15 protein-coding genes are annotated in these 14,647 nt (G+C 68.8%); 5 read left to right on the top strand and 10 right to left on the bottom strand.

Annotated elements, in window-relative coordinates; translation table 11 throughout:
• Positions 1-132: 132 nt before the first annotated feature.
• The gene (locus P5P27_RS07670) at positions 133-1,311 is read left to right on the top strand and encodes a lactonase family protein (RefSeq protein ID WP_278127125.1); all 1,179 of its coding nucleotides are present in this window, start codon (positions 133-135) and stop codon (positions 1,309-1,311) included.
• A gap of 50 nt (positions 1,312-1,361) precedes the next feature.
• On the opposite strand, the gene P5P27_RS07665 is transcribed toward P5P27_RS07670, so the two are convergent.
• The gene (locus tag P5P27_RS07665) at positions 1,362-2,570 is read right to left on the bottom strand and encodes a M50 family metallopeptidase (RefSeq protein ID WP_006897885.1); all 1,209 of its coding nucleotides are present in this window, start codon (positions 2,568-2,570) and stop codon (positions 1,362-1,364) included.
• An 89-nt stretch (positions 2,571-2,659) separates the two neighbouring features.
• Positions 2,660-3,829, bottom strand: coding sequence for a 1-deoxy-D-xylulose-5-phosphate reductoisomerase (gene dxr / locus P5P27_RS07660; RefSeq protein WP_039868018.1), 1,170 nt, complete (start codon positions 3,827-3,829; stop codon positions 2,660-2,662).
• Positions 3,830-3,894: 65 nt separating this feature from the next.
• Here dxr and P5P27_RS07655 point away from each other — a divergent pair, with 65 nt between their 5' ends.
• The gene (locus P5P27_RS07655; RefSeq protein ID WP_006897887.1) at positions 3,895-4,158 is read left to right on the top strand and encodes a DUF2631 domain-containing protein; all 264 of its coding nucleotides are present in this window, start codon (positions 3,895-3,897) and stop codon (positions 4,156-4,158) included.
• Between the two features lie 92 nt (positions 4,159-4,250).
• Here P5P27_RS07655 and rlmN read toward each other — a convergent pair whose 3' ends face one another.
• Positions 4,251-5,357: a dual-specificity RNA methyltransferase RlmN gene (gene rlmN, locus P5P27_RS07650; RefSeq protein WP_039868035.1), complete on the bottom strand. Its 1,107-nt coding sequence runs from the start codon at positions 5,355-5,357 to the stop codon at positions 4,251-4,253.
• A gap of 31 nt (positions 5,358-5,388) precedes the next feature.
• Between rlmN and P5P27_RS07645 the strand changes: the two genes are divergently transcribed.
• Positions 5,389-5,799 carry a LapA family protein gene (locus P5P27_RS07645; protein WP_006897889.1) on the top strand — a complete coding sequence of 137 codons (411 nt, stop codon included), beginning with the start codon at positions 5,389-5,391 and terminating at the stop codon, positions 5,797-5,799.
• A gap of 18 nt (positions 5,800-5,817) precedes the next feature.
• Here P5P27_RS07645 and P5P27_RS07640 read toward each other — a convergent pair whose 3' ends face one another.
• From P5P27_RS07640 to rpsB, 5 genes are all read right to left on the bottom strand, one after another.
• A complete protein-coding gene (locus P5P27_RS07640; RefSeq protein WP_006897890.1) occupies positions 5,818-6,681 on the bottom strand; it encodes a phosphatidate cytidylyltransferase in 864 nt (287 codons plus the stop codon).
• Positions 6,678-7,235, bottom strand: a complete 558-nt coding sequence (gene frr / locus P5P27_RS07635) for a ribosome recycling factor (RefSeq protein ID WP_006897891.1) — start codon at positions 7,233-7,235, stop codon at positions 6,678-6,680. The genes P5P27_RS07640 and frr overlap by 4 nt, the downstream gene beginning before the upstream one ends.
• 53 nt (positions 7,236-7,288) lie before the next feature.
• A complete protein-coding gene (gene pyrH, locus P5P27_RS07630; RefSeq protein ID WP_006897892.1) occupies positions 7,289-8,041 on the bottom strand; it encodes a UMP kinase in 753 nt (250 codons plus the stop codon).
• A 132-nt stretch (positions 8,042-8,173) separates the two neighbouring features.
• Entirely contained in the window at positions 8,174-8,998 is an 825-nt protein-coding gene (gene tsf, locus P5P27_RS07625; protein ID WP_006897893.1) for a translation elongation factor Ts, read from the bottom strand.
• A gap of 125 nt (positions 8,999-9,123) precedes the next feature.
• Positions 9,124-9,954: a 30S ribosomal protein S2 gene (rpsB, locus tag P5P27_RS07620; protein ID WP_006897894.1), complete on the bottom strand. Its 831-nt coding sequence runs from the start codon at positions 9,952-9,954 to the stop codon at positions 9,124-9,126.
• 277 nt (positions 9,955-10,231) lie between these two features.
• Here rpsB and P5P27_RS07615 point away from each other — a divergent pair, with 277 nt between their 5' ends.
• Positions 10,232-10,747 (top strand): M23 family metallopeptidase, encoded by a 516-nt coding sequence (locus P5P27_RS07615; protein ID WP_278127118.1) that lies wholly within the window; start codon positions 10,232-10,234, stop codon positions 10,745-10,747.
• 32 nt (positions 10,748-10,779) lie between these two features.
• Here P5P27_RS07615 and P5P27_RS07610 read toward each other — a convergent pair whose 3' ends face one another.
• Together P5P27_RS07610 and P5P27_RS07605 are read right to left on the bottom strand one after the other, a co-directional pair.
• Positions 10,780-11,694: a tyrosine recombinase XerC gene (locus tag P5P27_RS07610; protein ID WP_006897896.1), complete on the bottom strand. Its 915-nt coding sequence runs from the start codon at positions 11,692-11,694 to the stop codon at positions 10,780-10,782.
• Between the two features lie 61 nt (positions 11,695-11,755).
• Complete coding sequence (locus P5P27_RS07605; RefSeq protein WP_006897897.1) at positions 11,756-12,958, bottom strand: MFS transporter; 1,203 nt, start codon at positions 12,956-12,958, stop codon at positions 11,756-11,758.
• Positions 12,959-13,191: 233 nt separating this feature from the next.
• Between P5P27_RS07605 and P5P27_RS07600 the strand changes: the two genes are divergently transcribed.
• Positions 13,192-14,637, top strand: coding sequence for an MFS transporter (locus P5P27_RS07600; protein ID WP_278127115.1), 1,446 nt, complete (start codon positions 13,192-13,194; stop codon positions 14,635-14,637).
• Positions 14,638-14,647: the final 10 nt, after the last annotated feature.

The raw sequence follows: 14,647 nt of genomic DNA, 5'->3' as shown, positions 1-14,647 counted from the left end.
TGTCCAGGGATTTGGACAGTTCAGCGGCCTGCGGACGCGGCAGCATCAGTGCTGCAGATCACTGTCTGCGCCCCTGTCCGCACGTCCGAATCACCCGTCCCTGTCCGCCACCTCTGCCGAACGGAACCGCCCATGACGACCACCACCCCGAGAATCACCATCCCGACGCCCCCGCACCGCACCTCCGCGAAGAACGCCGGCCGACAGGCGGCGCTCGTCGCCGGCGCCCTCGCACTGGCGATGACCGCCCAGTCGGCGACGACGCCGGCAGCGGGTGCCGATCCCGCGTCGTCGGGCAGTCCGGAGTATCTGGTCGTCGGCGCGAGCGGCACGTCCGGCGTCACCGTCCTGAAGGCCCAGGGGCCGCGGCTGACGAAGGTGAGCACCGCTCCGACGAAGACCTCGTTCTCCCTCTCCCTCCGGCCGCATCCCAACGGGAAGTGGGTCTACAGCGCCGGGGTGGCCTCGTCGAACATCCAGGCGTGGCACCTCACCTCCGCAGGCCGGCTGGTCCCGTTGGCGGGCGGCGGCATCACCGACGCCGGCGGTCCCGTCACCGGCCTCGGCTTCAGTCCCGACGGCCGCTACCTGGTCGCGACCGTTGGCTCGGTGCGCACCACCCTGGTGACCTACCGGGTCTCGAGCACCGGCGGGTTGACGCCCGTCAGCCGGACCGATCAGCCGAACCCCGTCAGCGCCCTGGGCCATCCGCTCTTCACACCGGACGGCAAGCACGTCTACGTGCCGAGCTTCGTGGCCTGCACCATGGACGCGTACTCGTTCAGCGACTCGGGCAAGCTCACCCACATCGGGACCACTCAGGCCGCGGGGCTGATGCCCGCACTCGGCCAGGTCACGCCCGACGGCAAATACCTGTACATCGGCAACGAGCAGTCGCACAACATCAACGGCTGGCGCATCAACCGGAACGGCACGCTGACGCCCATCGGCGCCCCGTTCGTCGGGCTCGTGCCGCACGGCATGGCGGTGACCTCCGACAGCAGGTACGCCTACGCGTCGATGACGATGGGCATGAATGTGGCCTCGTTCCGGATCGGCCGGAACGGGACGCTCAACACGGTCGCGTCGACGCCGACCGGACTCACCAGCCCGCCGGCCCGAGTGGTCCTCAGCCAGGACCAGAAGTGGCTCTACGTCATCGACGTCGCCTCGCTGACCGGCCTCACCTCGCACGTGAGCGCCTACCGCCGACTGTCCGGCGGCCGTCTGGCGAAGTCCGGCACCTCCGCCGACACCGGCCTGGTGTTCACCGACGGCGACACCGCCTTCACCATCCGTCCCTCGGCGTGAGGGCGGGCGCCCCGGCCCGGACGCGCTCGGGGCGCCTGGCGGTGACGGCGTCAGAACACCTTGATCGGGTTGACGATGTCGGCTGTCACGGTGAGGATCATGAACCCGCCCATCACGGCAACCACCGCGTAGGTGATCGGCAGCAGCCGGTAGTAGTCGACCGGACCCGCCGCGATCTTGCCGAAGCGGCGGCGCACGGTGTTGCGGATCTTCTCGTAGAGGGCGATCGCCATGTGTCCGCCGTCCAGCGGGAGCAACGGGATCAGGTTGAAGGCGCCCAGGAAGAAGTTCACGCTGAGCAGCAGCCCGAAGAACATGTCCCAGTAACCGTGTTCCACGGCCTGTCCGCCGAGGACCGACGCGCCGACCACGCTGACCGGACTGTCGACGGCGCGCTCGCCGCCGGTGACCGCGTGCCACAGGCCGGTGACCTTGGACGGCAGCGAGATCAGCGCCTTGAAGGTCTCGCTGAAGATGTCGCCGGTGAAACGCAGCGCGCCGCCCCAGATGCTGCCCGCGCCGTAGTGCTCGACGTAGGCGGTGTCCAGGCCCACGCCGATGGCTCCGACCTGTGCGGGGCGCAGCGCGCCGCCGTCGCCTTCCACCATCCGCTGGACCGGGGTCACCGGCACCGTCAGATCCATCCGGTGGCCGTCGCGCTCCACCGTGAGGGCGACGGTGCCGGCGGACTGCTGGACGCGTTGGATCATGTCGGACCGGTCGGTGACGGTGTGGCCGTCCACCGCGAGCACCTGATCGCCGACCTGCAGTCCGGCTACCGCAGCCGGGGCCGTTCCCGTGCACGCCACGGGCACTCCCTGCGCATCGGTGGTGGTGGCCACGCACTCCAGCGACTTCACGTACACCGGTTGATCGCCGATGATCGGCAGGCCCCACCCCAGACCCAGCACCACGACGAGCGCGAAGCCGAGGATGAAGTTCTGGACGGGTCCGGCGGCGAGAACCACGAGCCGTTTCCAGGTCGGCTGCGCGTACATCGCGCGTTCGCGTTCCTCGTCGGTCAGATCCTCGTGGGGCGTCATGCCCGCGATGTCGCAGAAGCCGCCGAGGGGCACCGCTTTCACGCCGTACTCGGTCTCCCCGCGCCGGGTGGACCACACGGTGGGACCGAAGCCGACGAAATAGCGGCGCACCTTCATTCCCGTCGCCTGCGCGGCCCACATGTGACCGAGCTCGTGCCAGGCGATCGAGATCAGCAGTGCCAGCGCGAAGAGCGCGACGCCGAGCACCAGACTCACTGATCGTCTCCCTCAGACCCGTGGGAGCACCGAGCCCCGCTTGACTGTGTTCGTGCCGGCCGCGTCCGTGCCGAGTGTGTTCTTCCCGACTACGAGCGCGCCGCGACGTGCTCCGCGGCACGCCGCCGCGCCCACTGGTCGGCGGCCAGCACCTCGTCCAGGGTACCCGGCCGCGATGACCACTGATCGGCGTCGGCCAGCACGTCCGCGATGACGCCGACGATCCGCGGGAAGTCGATGGCGCCGGCGAAGAATCCCTCTGCCGCCACCTCGTTGGCGGCGTTGTACACCGCCGTGAGGCTGCCGCCTGCCTTTCCGGCGCTGCGTGCGAGACGGATCGCCGGGAACACCTCGTCGTCCACCGGCTCGAAGGTCCACGTGGACGCGGTGGTCCAGTCGCACGCCGACGACGAGCCGGGGACGCGGTGGGGCCAGCCGAGAGCCAGTGCGATCGGCAGCTTCATCGACGGCGGCGACGCCTTCGCGATGGTGGCTCCGTCGACGAAGGTCACCATCGAGTGCACGATCGACTGCGGGTGAACGGTGACGTCGATGCGGTCGTAGTCGACGCCGAACAGCAGGTGCGCCTCGATGACTTCGAGGGCCTTGTTGACCAGCGTCGCCGAGTTGAGGGTGATCATCGGACCCATCGACCAGGTGGGATGCCTGCCCGCCTGCTCGGGCGTCACACCGCGCACCTGCTCGGCGGTCCACCCGCGGAACGGCCCCCCGGACGCCGTCAGGACGAGTCGCTCCACCTCGTCCGCGGTGCCGCCGCGCAGGCACTGCGCGATCGCCGAGTGCTCGGAGTCGACCGGCACGATCTGACCCGGCGCCGCGGCGTCGAGCACCAGGGCGCCGCCGGCCACCAGCGACTCCTTGTTCGCCAGTGCGAGCCGCGCCCCCGACTCCAGGGCGGCCAGGCTCGGGCGCAGACCGATCGCCCCGACCACTCCGTTGAGGATCACGTCGGCCTCCACCGACTCGATCAGGCGGACCATGGCGTCGGGTCCGCCGAGCACCGGGCCGCCCAGCCGGTCGCCGAGCACGGCGGCGGCGTCGGCGTCGGCGACGGCCACCCGCTGCGGCGCCAGCCCCGTTTCGGCGACCTGCCGCTGGAGCAGTTCCAGGCTTCCCCCGCCCGCCCCGAGGCCGACCACCTGGAACCGGTCCGGGTGCTCGGCGACCACTTCGAGGGCCTGGGTGCCAATGGATCCCGTGGATCCGAGAATCAAAACACGCGTCGTCACACCCGACATTGTCGCGCACGCGGGTCGGGTTATGCTGTAGGCCGGACTACTACCGGTCGTCATAAGGAGTGAACGTGGCAAGCACTGAGGTCGAAACCATCGATACCGGATGGGTTCACGAGCCCGCCGACGCCCCGTCGGCTCGTTTCGGCTGGCACGGTGTGGCCCGCCGCTCGATCGCGATCGCTTCCTTCGTCACCGCGATCATCCTGCTCGGCATGCTCAAGGGTAATCACGTCGGCCACATCGAGGACATCTTCCTCATCGTCATCGCCGTGGCACTGATCGGTTACACCGTCTACGAGATGATTCCGCGCAAGGGCGTCTGGAAGCGCTGACCCGGCTGCGCAGGCACAGTCACCGGAATACCTGAAAGACCCGGACGCCACGTCGTCCGGGTCTTTCTCGTCTCTGTCCGTGTATGACGCGCCTACTTCTCTTCGGCGGCGAGCTGACCGCACGCCGCGGCGATCTCCTGCCCGCGGGTGTCGCGGACCGTGCACGACACCCCGTGTTCGCGCACCCGGCGGACGAACTCGGCCTCCACCGGTTTGGGGCTGGCGTCCCACTCGGATCCGGGCGTCGGATTCAGCGGAATGAGATTCACATGGACGAGCGAACCGAGCGCGGACCGGAGCTTGCGTCCCAGCAGGTCGGCGCGCCACGGCTGATCGTTCACATCCCGGATGAGCGCGTACTCGATCGACACGCGCCGGCCGGTCGTGTCCGCGTAGTAGCGCGCGGCCTCGAGCACCTCGGCGACCGACCACCGGTTGTTGACCGGCACCAGGGTGTCGCGCAGTTCGTCGTCGGGGGTGTGCAGCGACACCGCGAGGGTCACCGACAGCCCCTCGTCGGCCAGGCGGCGGATCGCCGGCGCGAGACCCACCGTCGACACGGTCACCGACCGCGCCGAGATGCCGAAGCCGTCGGGCGCCGGGGACGTGATCTTGCGGACCGCGTCCACCACGCGCCGGTAGTTCGCGAGCGGCTCCCCCATGCCCATGAAGACGATGTTCGACAGCCGGCCCGGCTCTCCGACCTCACCGTCGCGCAGTGCTCGGGCGGCGGCCCGGACCTGGTCGACGATCTCCGCGGTCGACAGGTTCCGGTCGAGTCCGCCCTGACCGGTCGCGCAGAACGGGCACGCCATGCCGCACCCGGCCTGTGAGGAGATGCACAGAGTATTCCGCTCGGGATAGCGCATCAGGACCGATTCCAGCAGCGTGCCGTCGTGCAGGCGCCACAGCGTCTTGCGTGTGCTGTCGTCGTCGCAAGAGATGTGCCGGACGGGTGTCATGAGCGTCGGGAAGAGCGTGCGCGCGACGTCCTCGCGTGCGCCCGCGGGCAGGTCGGTCATCTCCTGAACGTCGGCGGTGAGCCGGCCGTAATAGTGTTTGGCCAGCTGATTCGCCCGGAACTTGGGCAGCCCGAGCTCGGCGGCCGCCTCGATGCGGCCCTGCTCGTCGAGGTCGGCGAAATGCTTCGGCGGCAGGCCGCGCTTGGGTGCGTCGAAAACGAGGGGCAGAGAGCTCACACCGACCATTGTCTCATGCGACGATAGAGGCATGACCACACCTGATCCGAAGCACGGGGACCGATTCGACGAGACGTCCGGCGGCGCGGAGCCACACGAGGTCGCTCCGGTCGAGGGGTCGCAGCAGTACGGCACCGTCGATCCGGTGAAAGCCGAACGCCGACGGGTGGCCGCTGCGGCCTCCGCCGCATCCGGCACACGTACTCAGGCGACGTACGTCGGATGGGTGCTCGGGGTGCTGGTCACGATCCTGTTGATCGTGTTCATCGTCATGAACCCCGACTCGGTGGAGATCGACCTGATCTTCTTCAAGGCCGACCTGCCACTCGGCGTGAGCCTGCTGATCGCCGCCATCGCGGGCGCCCTGATCACCGCACTGCTCGGCGGCGCGAGGATCTTCCAGCTCAACCGGGCGCTGAAGAAGGCGCGCAAGCACGGGTAGCGCTCGCCGCCCCGCTCCTCACAGCAGCCAGGCCAGCACTGCCCAGGTGATGAACGCCGAGGGCAGCAGCGAGTCCAGACGGTCCATGATGCCGCCGTGACCGGGCAGCAGCGTGCCCATGTCTTTGATGCCGAGGTCGCGCTTGATCTGGGACTCGACGAGGTCGCCGGTGGTGGCGACCACCACCAGCAGCGGACCGAGCACGAAACCGATCCACCAGTGCGAGGTGTCGAGGATCCACACGACGCAGGCGAGTGCGCCGAGGGTGCCGACGACAACCGATCCGGCCAGTCCCTCCCACGACTTCTTGGGACTGATCGCGGGCGCCATCGGATGCTTGCCGAACAGCACGCCCGCCACATAGCCGCCGACGTCGGAGCAGACCACCACGATCATCAGGGTGAAGACGCGGAGCGCACCGTCCTCCTGGCGTACCAGGTAGGTGCCGAAGGTCGCGAGCATCGGCAGCCACGCCAGCACCAGGATCGCGACCGACAGATCGCGCATGTAGTTCACCGGAGCGTTCGACAGACCCTGTGCGAACAGCTTCCAGACCATCATCACCAGGATCGTCGCCGCCATCGCGACGAAGGTCCCGGCCAGTCCGAACGGCCACGACAGCCAGATCATCGCCTGTCCACCGGCCAGCAGCGGGATCACCGGGACCGCGAAACCGCCGTCCCGCAGCCGCTTGACGACCTCCCAGGTCGCGATCGCCAGTGCGACAGCGACGACGCCGTACCAGCCGTCCGGGGCCAGCAGCAGCACGGCGATGAGCAGACCGCCCAGGATGCAGCCGACGCCGATGGCTGCCGGGAGGTTCCGGCCGGCCCGGGAACTCCCCCCGGAGGGTTTCTCAGCCTGCTCCGGTGTACTCGTCATACCTCGAGCAGCTCAGCTTCTTTGTTCTTCACGAGCTCGTCGACCGCATCGGTGTAGGTGTGCGTGGTCTTGTCGAGTTCCTTCTCGGCGCGCGTCACCTCGTCCTCGCCCGCGTCGCCGTCCTTCTGGATCCGCTTGAGCTCGTCGACGGCCTTGCGTCGCACGTTGCGGATCGCGACCTTGGCGTCCTCGCCCTTGCCGCGCGCCTGCTTGCCGAGCTGCTTGCGGCGCTCCTCGGTGAGCTGCGGGATCGCGACGCGGATCACCGTGCCGTCGTTGGTCGGGTTGACGCCCAGGTCGGAGTTCCGGATGGCGGTCTCGATGTCGTTCATCGTCGACTGCTCGTACGGCTTGATGACGACGAGCCGCGGCTCCGGGGTGTTGATGCCCGCCACCTGGGTGATCGGAGTGGGAGCGCCGTAATAGTCGATGACGACTTTGTTGAACATCGCCGGGTTGGCACGCCCGGTGCGGATGGAGGCCATGTCGTCGCGCAGGTGGGCGACGGCCTTCTCCATCTTCTCCTCGGCGTCGAGCAGCGCTTCGTCGATCATGATGAGTCTCGTTCCTTCTTTTCGTCGCGGTGGAAGTCTGGGATCGGCAGTGGTCAGGAGGCCTGCGGGGTGCGCACCAGCGTGCCGATCGGTTCACCCGCGACCGCGCGGGCGATGTTGCCGCGCTCGAGGAGATTGAACACCAGGATCGGCATGTTGTTGTCCATGCACAGGCTGAACGCGGTCGCGTCGGCGACCTTGAGCTGCTTCTCGATCGCCTCGCGGTGGCTGATCTCGCGATACAGTTCCGCGTCCGGGTTGCTGCGCGGGTCGTCGGAGTACACGCCGTCGACGGCCTTGGCCATCAGCACCGCCTCGGCCTTGATCTCGAGCGCGCGCTGCGCAGCGGTGGTGTCGGTGGAGAAGTAGGGCATGCCCATACCCGCACCGAAGATCACCACGCGGCCCTTCTCGAGGTGACGTACGGCGCGCAGCGGCAGGTACGGCTCGGCGACCTGACCCATGGTGATGGCGGTCTGCACGCGGGTGGTGATCCCCCGCTTCTCCAAGAAGTCCTGCAACGCAAGGCAGTTCATGACGGTGCCGAGCATCCCCATGTAGTCCGAGCGCGAACGGTCCAGACCGCGCTGCTGCAGTTCGGCGCCGCGGAAGAAGTTACCGCCGCCGATCACGATGCCGATCTGGACGCCCGAGGAGACCACCTCGGCGATCTGGTCGGCCACGGTGCCCACGACGTCCGGGTCGAGCCCCACGGAACCGCCACCGAACATCTCACCGCCGAGCTTCAGAAGCACCCGGGAGAAACCTGCTCTGCCCTCTTCGGCGGTCGACTGCGATTCGCTCATCTCTTCCTTCGCTCGAGTGTCGGCACAAACTCTCTCCATCTTAGGGCGTCGATCGTCCCGCATACGCACTCCGGCCCCGGAGTCGCCCTCGCGGGTCGATTCCGGGGCCGGAGACGCATGCGGCCTAGCGGACTAGGACTGGCCGACCTCGAAGCGGGTGAACGCGACGACGGTGGCGCCGGCCTCGTCCAGGATCGCCTTCACGGTCTTCTTCGAGTCGGTGACCGACGGCTGGTCGACCAGGACGACGTCCTTGTAGAAGCCGTTGACGCGGCCCTCGACGATCTTCGGGAGCGCCTGCTCGGGCTTGCCCTCGGCCTTGGCGGTCTCCTCGGCGATACGACGCTCGTTCTCGACGACGTCCGCGGGGACCTCCTCGCGGCTGGCGTACTTGGCGCGCAGCGCGGCGACCTGCATGGCGGCGCCGCGAGCGGCCTCCGCGGCGGTGTCGCCCTCGCCGGTGTAGGAGACCAGGACGCCGACGGCGGGCGGCAGGTCCGAGGCACGCTTGTGCAGGTAGACGGCCACCGGGCCGTCGTACGACGCGACGCGGCGCAGGACCAGCTTCTCGCCGATCTTGGCCGAGAGCGCCTCGACGGCGTCGGCGACGGTGCCGTCGCCGAGCTTCGCGGCGAGCAGAGCGTCGACGTCGTTGCTGCGCAGCTCGATGGCCGCACCCAGGATGTCGTCGGCGAGCTTCTGGAACTCGTCGTTCTTGGCGACGAAGTCGGTCTCGCTGTTGAGCTCGATCATGACGCCGTCACGGGCGGCGACCAGACCCTCGGCGGTGGAGCGCTCGGCACGCTTGCCGACGTCCTTGGCGCCCTTGATGCGCAGCTCTTCGACCGCCTTGTCGAAGTCGCCGTCGTTGTTCGCGAGGGCGTTCTTGCAGTCGAGCATGCCCGAACCGGTCATTTCGCGCAGACGCTTGACGTCCGCCGCGGTGTAGTTCGCCATAGGTGGCGACCCTCCTTTGTCGATTTGTGATCGAGAGACAAGATTCTCCGGCGGGGTGATCACCCCGCCGGAGAAGGGGCCCGGCTCATCGTGCTCGGGGCCCGTTTCCTGCTTCTCGGCAGTTCTTATTCTGCGGCCGGAGCCTCGGTGGCGCCATCGGTGGCCGGTGCGGCCGCCGGAGCGGTCGCCTCAGCCAGGAGTTCCTGCTCCCACTCCGCCAGCGGCTCGCCCTCGCCGGCCTCCGGCTTGGCGTCGCCCGCGGTCTGGCCGGCACGCGCCTGAACGCCCTCGGCGACGGCCGAGGCGATCACGCGGGTCAGCAGAGCGGCGCTGCGGATCGCATCGTCGTTCGCCGGGATCGGGTAGTCGACGACGTCCGGATCGCAGTTGGTGTCCAGGATCGCGATGACCGGGATGTTCAGCTTGCGAGCCTCACCGACGGCGATGTGCTCCTTGTTGGTGTCGACGATCCACACGGCCGAGGGAACCTTGGCCATGTCGCGGATACCGCCGAGCGTGCGCTCCAGCTTGTTCTTCTCACGCGTGAGCATGAGGATTTCCTTCTTGGTGCGACCCTCGAAGCCACCGGTCTGCTCCATGGTCTCCAGCTCCTTCATCCGCTGGAGACGCTTGTGCACGGTGTTGAAGTTGGTGAGCATGCCACCGAGCCAACGCTGGTTCACGTACGGCATGCCGACGCGGGTGGCCTCGGCGGCGATCGACTCCTGAGCCTGCTTCTTGGTGCCGACGAACAGGATGGTGCCGCCGTGGGCGACGGTCTCCTTGACGAACTCGTAGGCGCGGTCGATGTACGACAGCGTCTGCTGCAGGTCGATGATGTAGATGCCGTTGCGGTCGGTGAAGATGAAACGCTTCATCTTCGGGTTCCAACGGCGGGTCTGATGCCCGAAGTGTGCGCCGCTGTCAAGCAGCTGCTTCATGGTCACGACAGCCATGAATATGTCCTCTCTCGCAGTTGTCACCGGCGCTCGGGTCGAGCTCCGGTCCTGGCGCCCGCCATCGGCGAACACACCCGGAGGTATCCGGGACCGCGTGTTCCGATGTAGCTTCTCGCGGGCGCGCGAAGTCACCCAAGACATGCCTGGGTGCGTCGCCAGACTACTCCGATGCGCGATCACCAGCCAAATCAGCGTCTCGGGCGACGACGGCCGCGCGACACGCCGATGGAGCCGAACCTCCGCGCCGTGCGTCTAAGTCCTATGAGGAGGTCCTATGAGGAGTCTCGACACCCGGCGTCGCGCCACCGCCATCGCGCTGGTGTGCGCGAGCGCGCTGCCTGCCGGCCCCGGCGCGGCGTCCGCGCAGCGTGCGTATCACTGTCCGCTGGCCCCGCGCCCGCCCGTGGTCCGCGGATTCGATCCGCCGGCTGAGCGCTGGCTCGCCGGGCACCGCGGCGTCGACCTGGGAGCACCCGCCGAGTCCGCGGTGGTCGCGGCCCGCGCCGGAACGGTCACCTTCGCCGGACCCGTCGCCGGCCGTTCCACCGTCACGGTGCTGCACCCCGACGGGATCAGCACCACGTATGAGCCGGTGGTGCCCCGCGTGCGTCGCGGCGAGCACATCCGAACCGGTCAGCTGGTCGGTGTGCTGCAAACCGGTCACGAGGGGTGCTCCGCGACGGCCTGCCTTCATTGGGGCGCTCGTCGCGGCAGCGGGCGGAGCGTCCGCTACCTCAACCCGCTGAGCCTGCTCGGGTTGTCGACCGTGCGGCTCAAACCACCCCGCTGACGCTGCCGGGTCGGTGATGCAGCCGGTCTCATTCACGACCGCGGGTGCGCCTGTTTGTGGACCGCGCGCAGTCGTTCCACGCTGACGTGCGTGTACAGCTGCGTGGTCGACAACGACGAGTGCCCCAGCAGTTCCTGCACCACCCGCAGATCGGCGCCTCCCTCCAGCAAGTGGGTGGCCGCACTGTGACGCAGTGCGTGCGGGCCCACCGACCGTCCCGCAGCCTCGGTGGCCCGATGCACCACCGTGCGCGCCATCCGCTGATCGAGCCGTCCTCCCCTGACGCCGACGAACAGGGCCTCCCCCGAGGCGGCGGTCGCGAGCGCCGGGCGCCCACGGCGGCGCCAGGCGTCCAGCGCCGATGCGGCAGGCGCACCGTACGGCACCACCCGCTGCTTGTCGCCCTTGCCGATCACCCGGATCGCGCGGCGATCGTCGTCGACATCGCCGACGTCGAGCCCGCACAGTTCTCCGACACGGATGCCGCAGCCGTAGAGCAGTTCGAGAACCGCACGGTCGCGCAGCGATACCGGGTCGTCGGACGAGGGTCCGTCCGGCGCGGCGGAGTCGACCCGTCGCACCGTCGCCTCGATCGCGTCCGCGGCTTCCTCGGGAGCAAGCACCGCCGGCAGCACCCGGCGCGCCTTGGGCGCCTGGAGGCGCACCGCGGGGTCGACGGACATCTCGCCTTCGCGCGTGGCCCATTCGCAGAACGTCTTGACCGACGACACCCGGCGCGCGACGGTGGTCCGCGCGGCGCCGCGGCGCGAGATCTCCGCCAGCCAGGCGCGGAGCAGGTCGAGATCGACGTCGGTGAGCCGAACTCCGCGCGCACCGGCGAACGCCGTGAGGCCGCGGATGTCGGCGAGATAGGCACGAACGGTGTGCTCACTGCGCCCGGACTCGTATCGCAGGTGCGCTGCGAAGCGATCGAGGAGGTCGGCCATGACTCGATCCTAAAGTCTCACCACATGCACCACATAGACCTCAGCAGCATCAGCGGGCGGATCACGGCAGCGGGGTCGCCCGTGCGGCGGAGCCCCGCGCGGCGATGTCCGCGACTCCCACCGCCGCGGCCAGGAGCGCGACGAGTCCCGCGAACACCAGGCCCGATTCCCGCAGTCCGATGGCGAGCGACAGTGCGCCGACACCGATGGCCGGCACGGCGAGCATGAGGTACAGGCCCGCGAAGAAGGCCGAGGACACCGCACCGCGCTGGGCGGGATCGACGCGCTCCACGGTCGCCGCGAGCCCGGCGTTGACGCACAGACCGGCGGATACGCCGAGGACGATCGGCGCGATCAGCAGCGCGGCGAGCGATTCGGCGGAGAGCGCCACCGCGAGAACGGCGGCCGCGACCACCAGTCCGCCGCATCCGGCCTGCATGGCTGCGCGCGACGAGATCCGGCGCGCGACGAACTGACCGACGACCATGAACGCGAATGCGAGGAAGACCACCAGCCCCGCCACAGTGTGCGAACCGATGCCGAGGTAGCGCACCAGGAACAGGGCCGACACCGCGGTGAGGACACCGCACACGGCGAACCCCGCGCCCGCGGCGAGGACGCCCCGGACGAACGCTCCGCGGATCGGTGCGGGAACGGTCAGTCGCGGCGCCTGCAGTCGCAGCGGCGCGGGGTCGGCCGGGGCCGGCGTGAACGCACGGAGTGTGACGAACGCCAGTACCGACAGCCCCAGGTGCACCGCGTACGGCAGCGTCAGCGGAGCCGACGAGAGATCGGCGACGACCCCGGCGAAGAGGGTGCCGACACCGAGGCCGCCGGTGTTGACGGCGATCGCGAGCATTCCTGCGCGCGCCTTGTCTGCGGGACCGAACAGATCGATCACCGCGGCCGTGCCGGTGCCGCTCATCAGTCCGGCACTCAGTCCCGACACGATCCGGGCCGCGATCAGCAGCGGAAGCGACAGCGGCAGCAAGAACATGACCGCACTGATCACGGCGAGGACCAGGGCGGTCAGCAGGATCGGGCGGCGGCCGATCTGATCGGACAGCCGTCCGAAGACGATGAGCGCGAACATCACGCCGAAGGCGTAGACGGCGAACAGGATCGTCACCGTGAACTCGGTGAAGTCGAGCCGCTGCGAATAGAGCGAGTACAGCGGGGTGGGAAGGGTGGTCCCCATCATCGTGACCAGGAAGGCGAAGGCCGTCGCCAGGACGGCTCCCCGCCGCGCGGGCGCGGAAATCATGAACACTCCACTATTCGCTGAGAACATGCGTTGACTATTCAGAACATGCGTTGACTGGGCGACCGTCGACGAGACAAAGCGGTTCGTAAAGGAAGCTAGCAGCGGATGCCGGTGTGGTATCCCCCACTCGTGCGAAAAGTACTTAACCTCGGTTACCTATTTCGCGCTAAGTTTCCTGATGCCTCGCGTTCCCCGGCCTGGCGTCATCCTTCTTTCGAAAGCTCCACCGCCCCGTGACATCCCCCAGTACCTCCGCCGACCACCACGACACGGCCGAACACCCGCGCCTGGCCGTCGCAATCCTCTGCGCCGCCGGAATCGTGGTGGCGCTGATGCAGACGATCATCGTGCCGCTGATCCCCGACCTGCCGGCCATCCTCGGCACCTCACCGACCAATGCGTCCTGGGCGCTGACGATCACGCTGCTCGTCGGTGCGGTGGTGACGCCCATCTCGGGCCGCCTCGGCGACATGATCGGCAAGCGGCTGGTCCTCATCGCCAGTCTCGGCGCGGTAGCGGCGGGATCGGTCGTCTGCGCGCTCTCGTCGGGGCTGGCACTGTTCCTCATCGGACGCGGAGTTCAGGGTCTGGGCATCGGCACCATCGCGGTCGGCATCAGCCTGATGCGCGACATCGTGCCCCCGGCGCGCCTCGGCTCGTCCATCGGCGCGATGTCGGCCTCGCTCGGCGTCGGCGGATCACTCGGCCTCCCGTTCGCCGCGGTGATCGCCCAGCAGGTGAGCTGGCACGCACTGTTCTGGGTGAGCGCGGCGGTCGGCGTGATCGCCGCGTCGGCCGTCCCGCGCAGTTCGATCGCCACGGGCGGGCGCTTCGACCTGGTGGGCGCGATCGGGCTCACCGTCCTGCTGAGCTGCATTCTGCTCGCTCTCTCCAAGGGCGACGCCTGGGGCTGGTCGAGCCCGGCCGTGCTCGGCCTGTTCGCCGCGTTCGTCGTCTCCTCGGCGCTGTGGTGGCGATGGGAGAAGCGCGTGGACAATCCGCTGATCGACCTCGCCACCAGCATTCGACGTCCCATCCTGCTGACCAACATCGCCTCCGTCGCCACCGGTTTCGCGTTCTACGCCATGCAGATCATGCCGATCCAGGTGCTCGAGGCCCCGACCTCCACCCAGACCGGCGTCGGACTGACCATCGTGGAGGCCAGCCTCGTGCTGATGCCCTCCGGGCTGGTGATGTTCGCGTTCTCCTACGTCAGCGCGTGGATGACGCGGCGCTTCGGCGCACGGGTCTCACTGGCCTCCGGCGGCGTGGTGATCGGCGTCGGTTACCTGGGCTTCCTGCTGATGATCGCGGGACCCTGGCATCCGACGTGGGGATTCATGGTCATCGTGAACTGCTTCGTCGGTGCCGGCCTGGGCGTCGCGTATTCGGCGATGCCCGCCCTCATCATGGACTGGGTCCCGGTGACGCAGACCGGGGAGGCCAACGGCGTCAACGCACTGATGCGATCGGTCGGCACGTCCACTGCGACGGCCGTGATCGGCATGATCCTGGCCGCGTCCGTCGAGACCGTCTCGACGACCGGCGGGGCCGTCGCCGTACCCTCCACGGACGCCTATGTGTGGGCGTCGATCGTCGCGCTCGTCACGTGTGTCCTGGCGACTGTCGCCGCGCTGGGCGTGCCCGCGAGCCGGCTCCGCGACGAACGCGTCGTCTGAGCCGCCCGCC

It is taken from the genome of Gordonia sihwensis (assembly GCF_029632925.1).
GTDB classification, from domain to species: Bacteria; Actinomycetota; Actinomycetes; order Mycobacteriales; family Mycobacteriaceae; genus Gordonia; species Gordonia sihwensis.
This window is presented reverse-complemented; position numbering and strand designations above follow the sequence as displayed.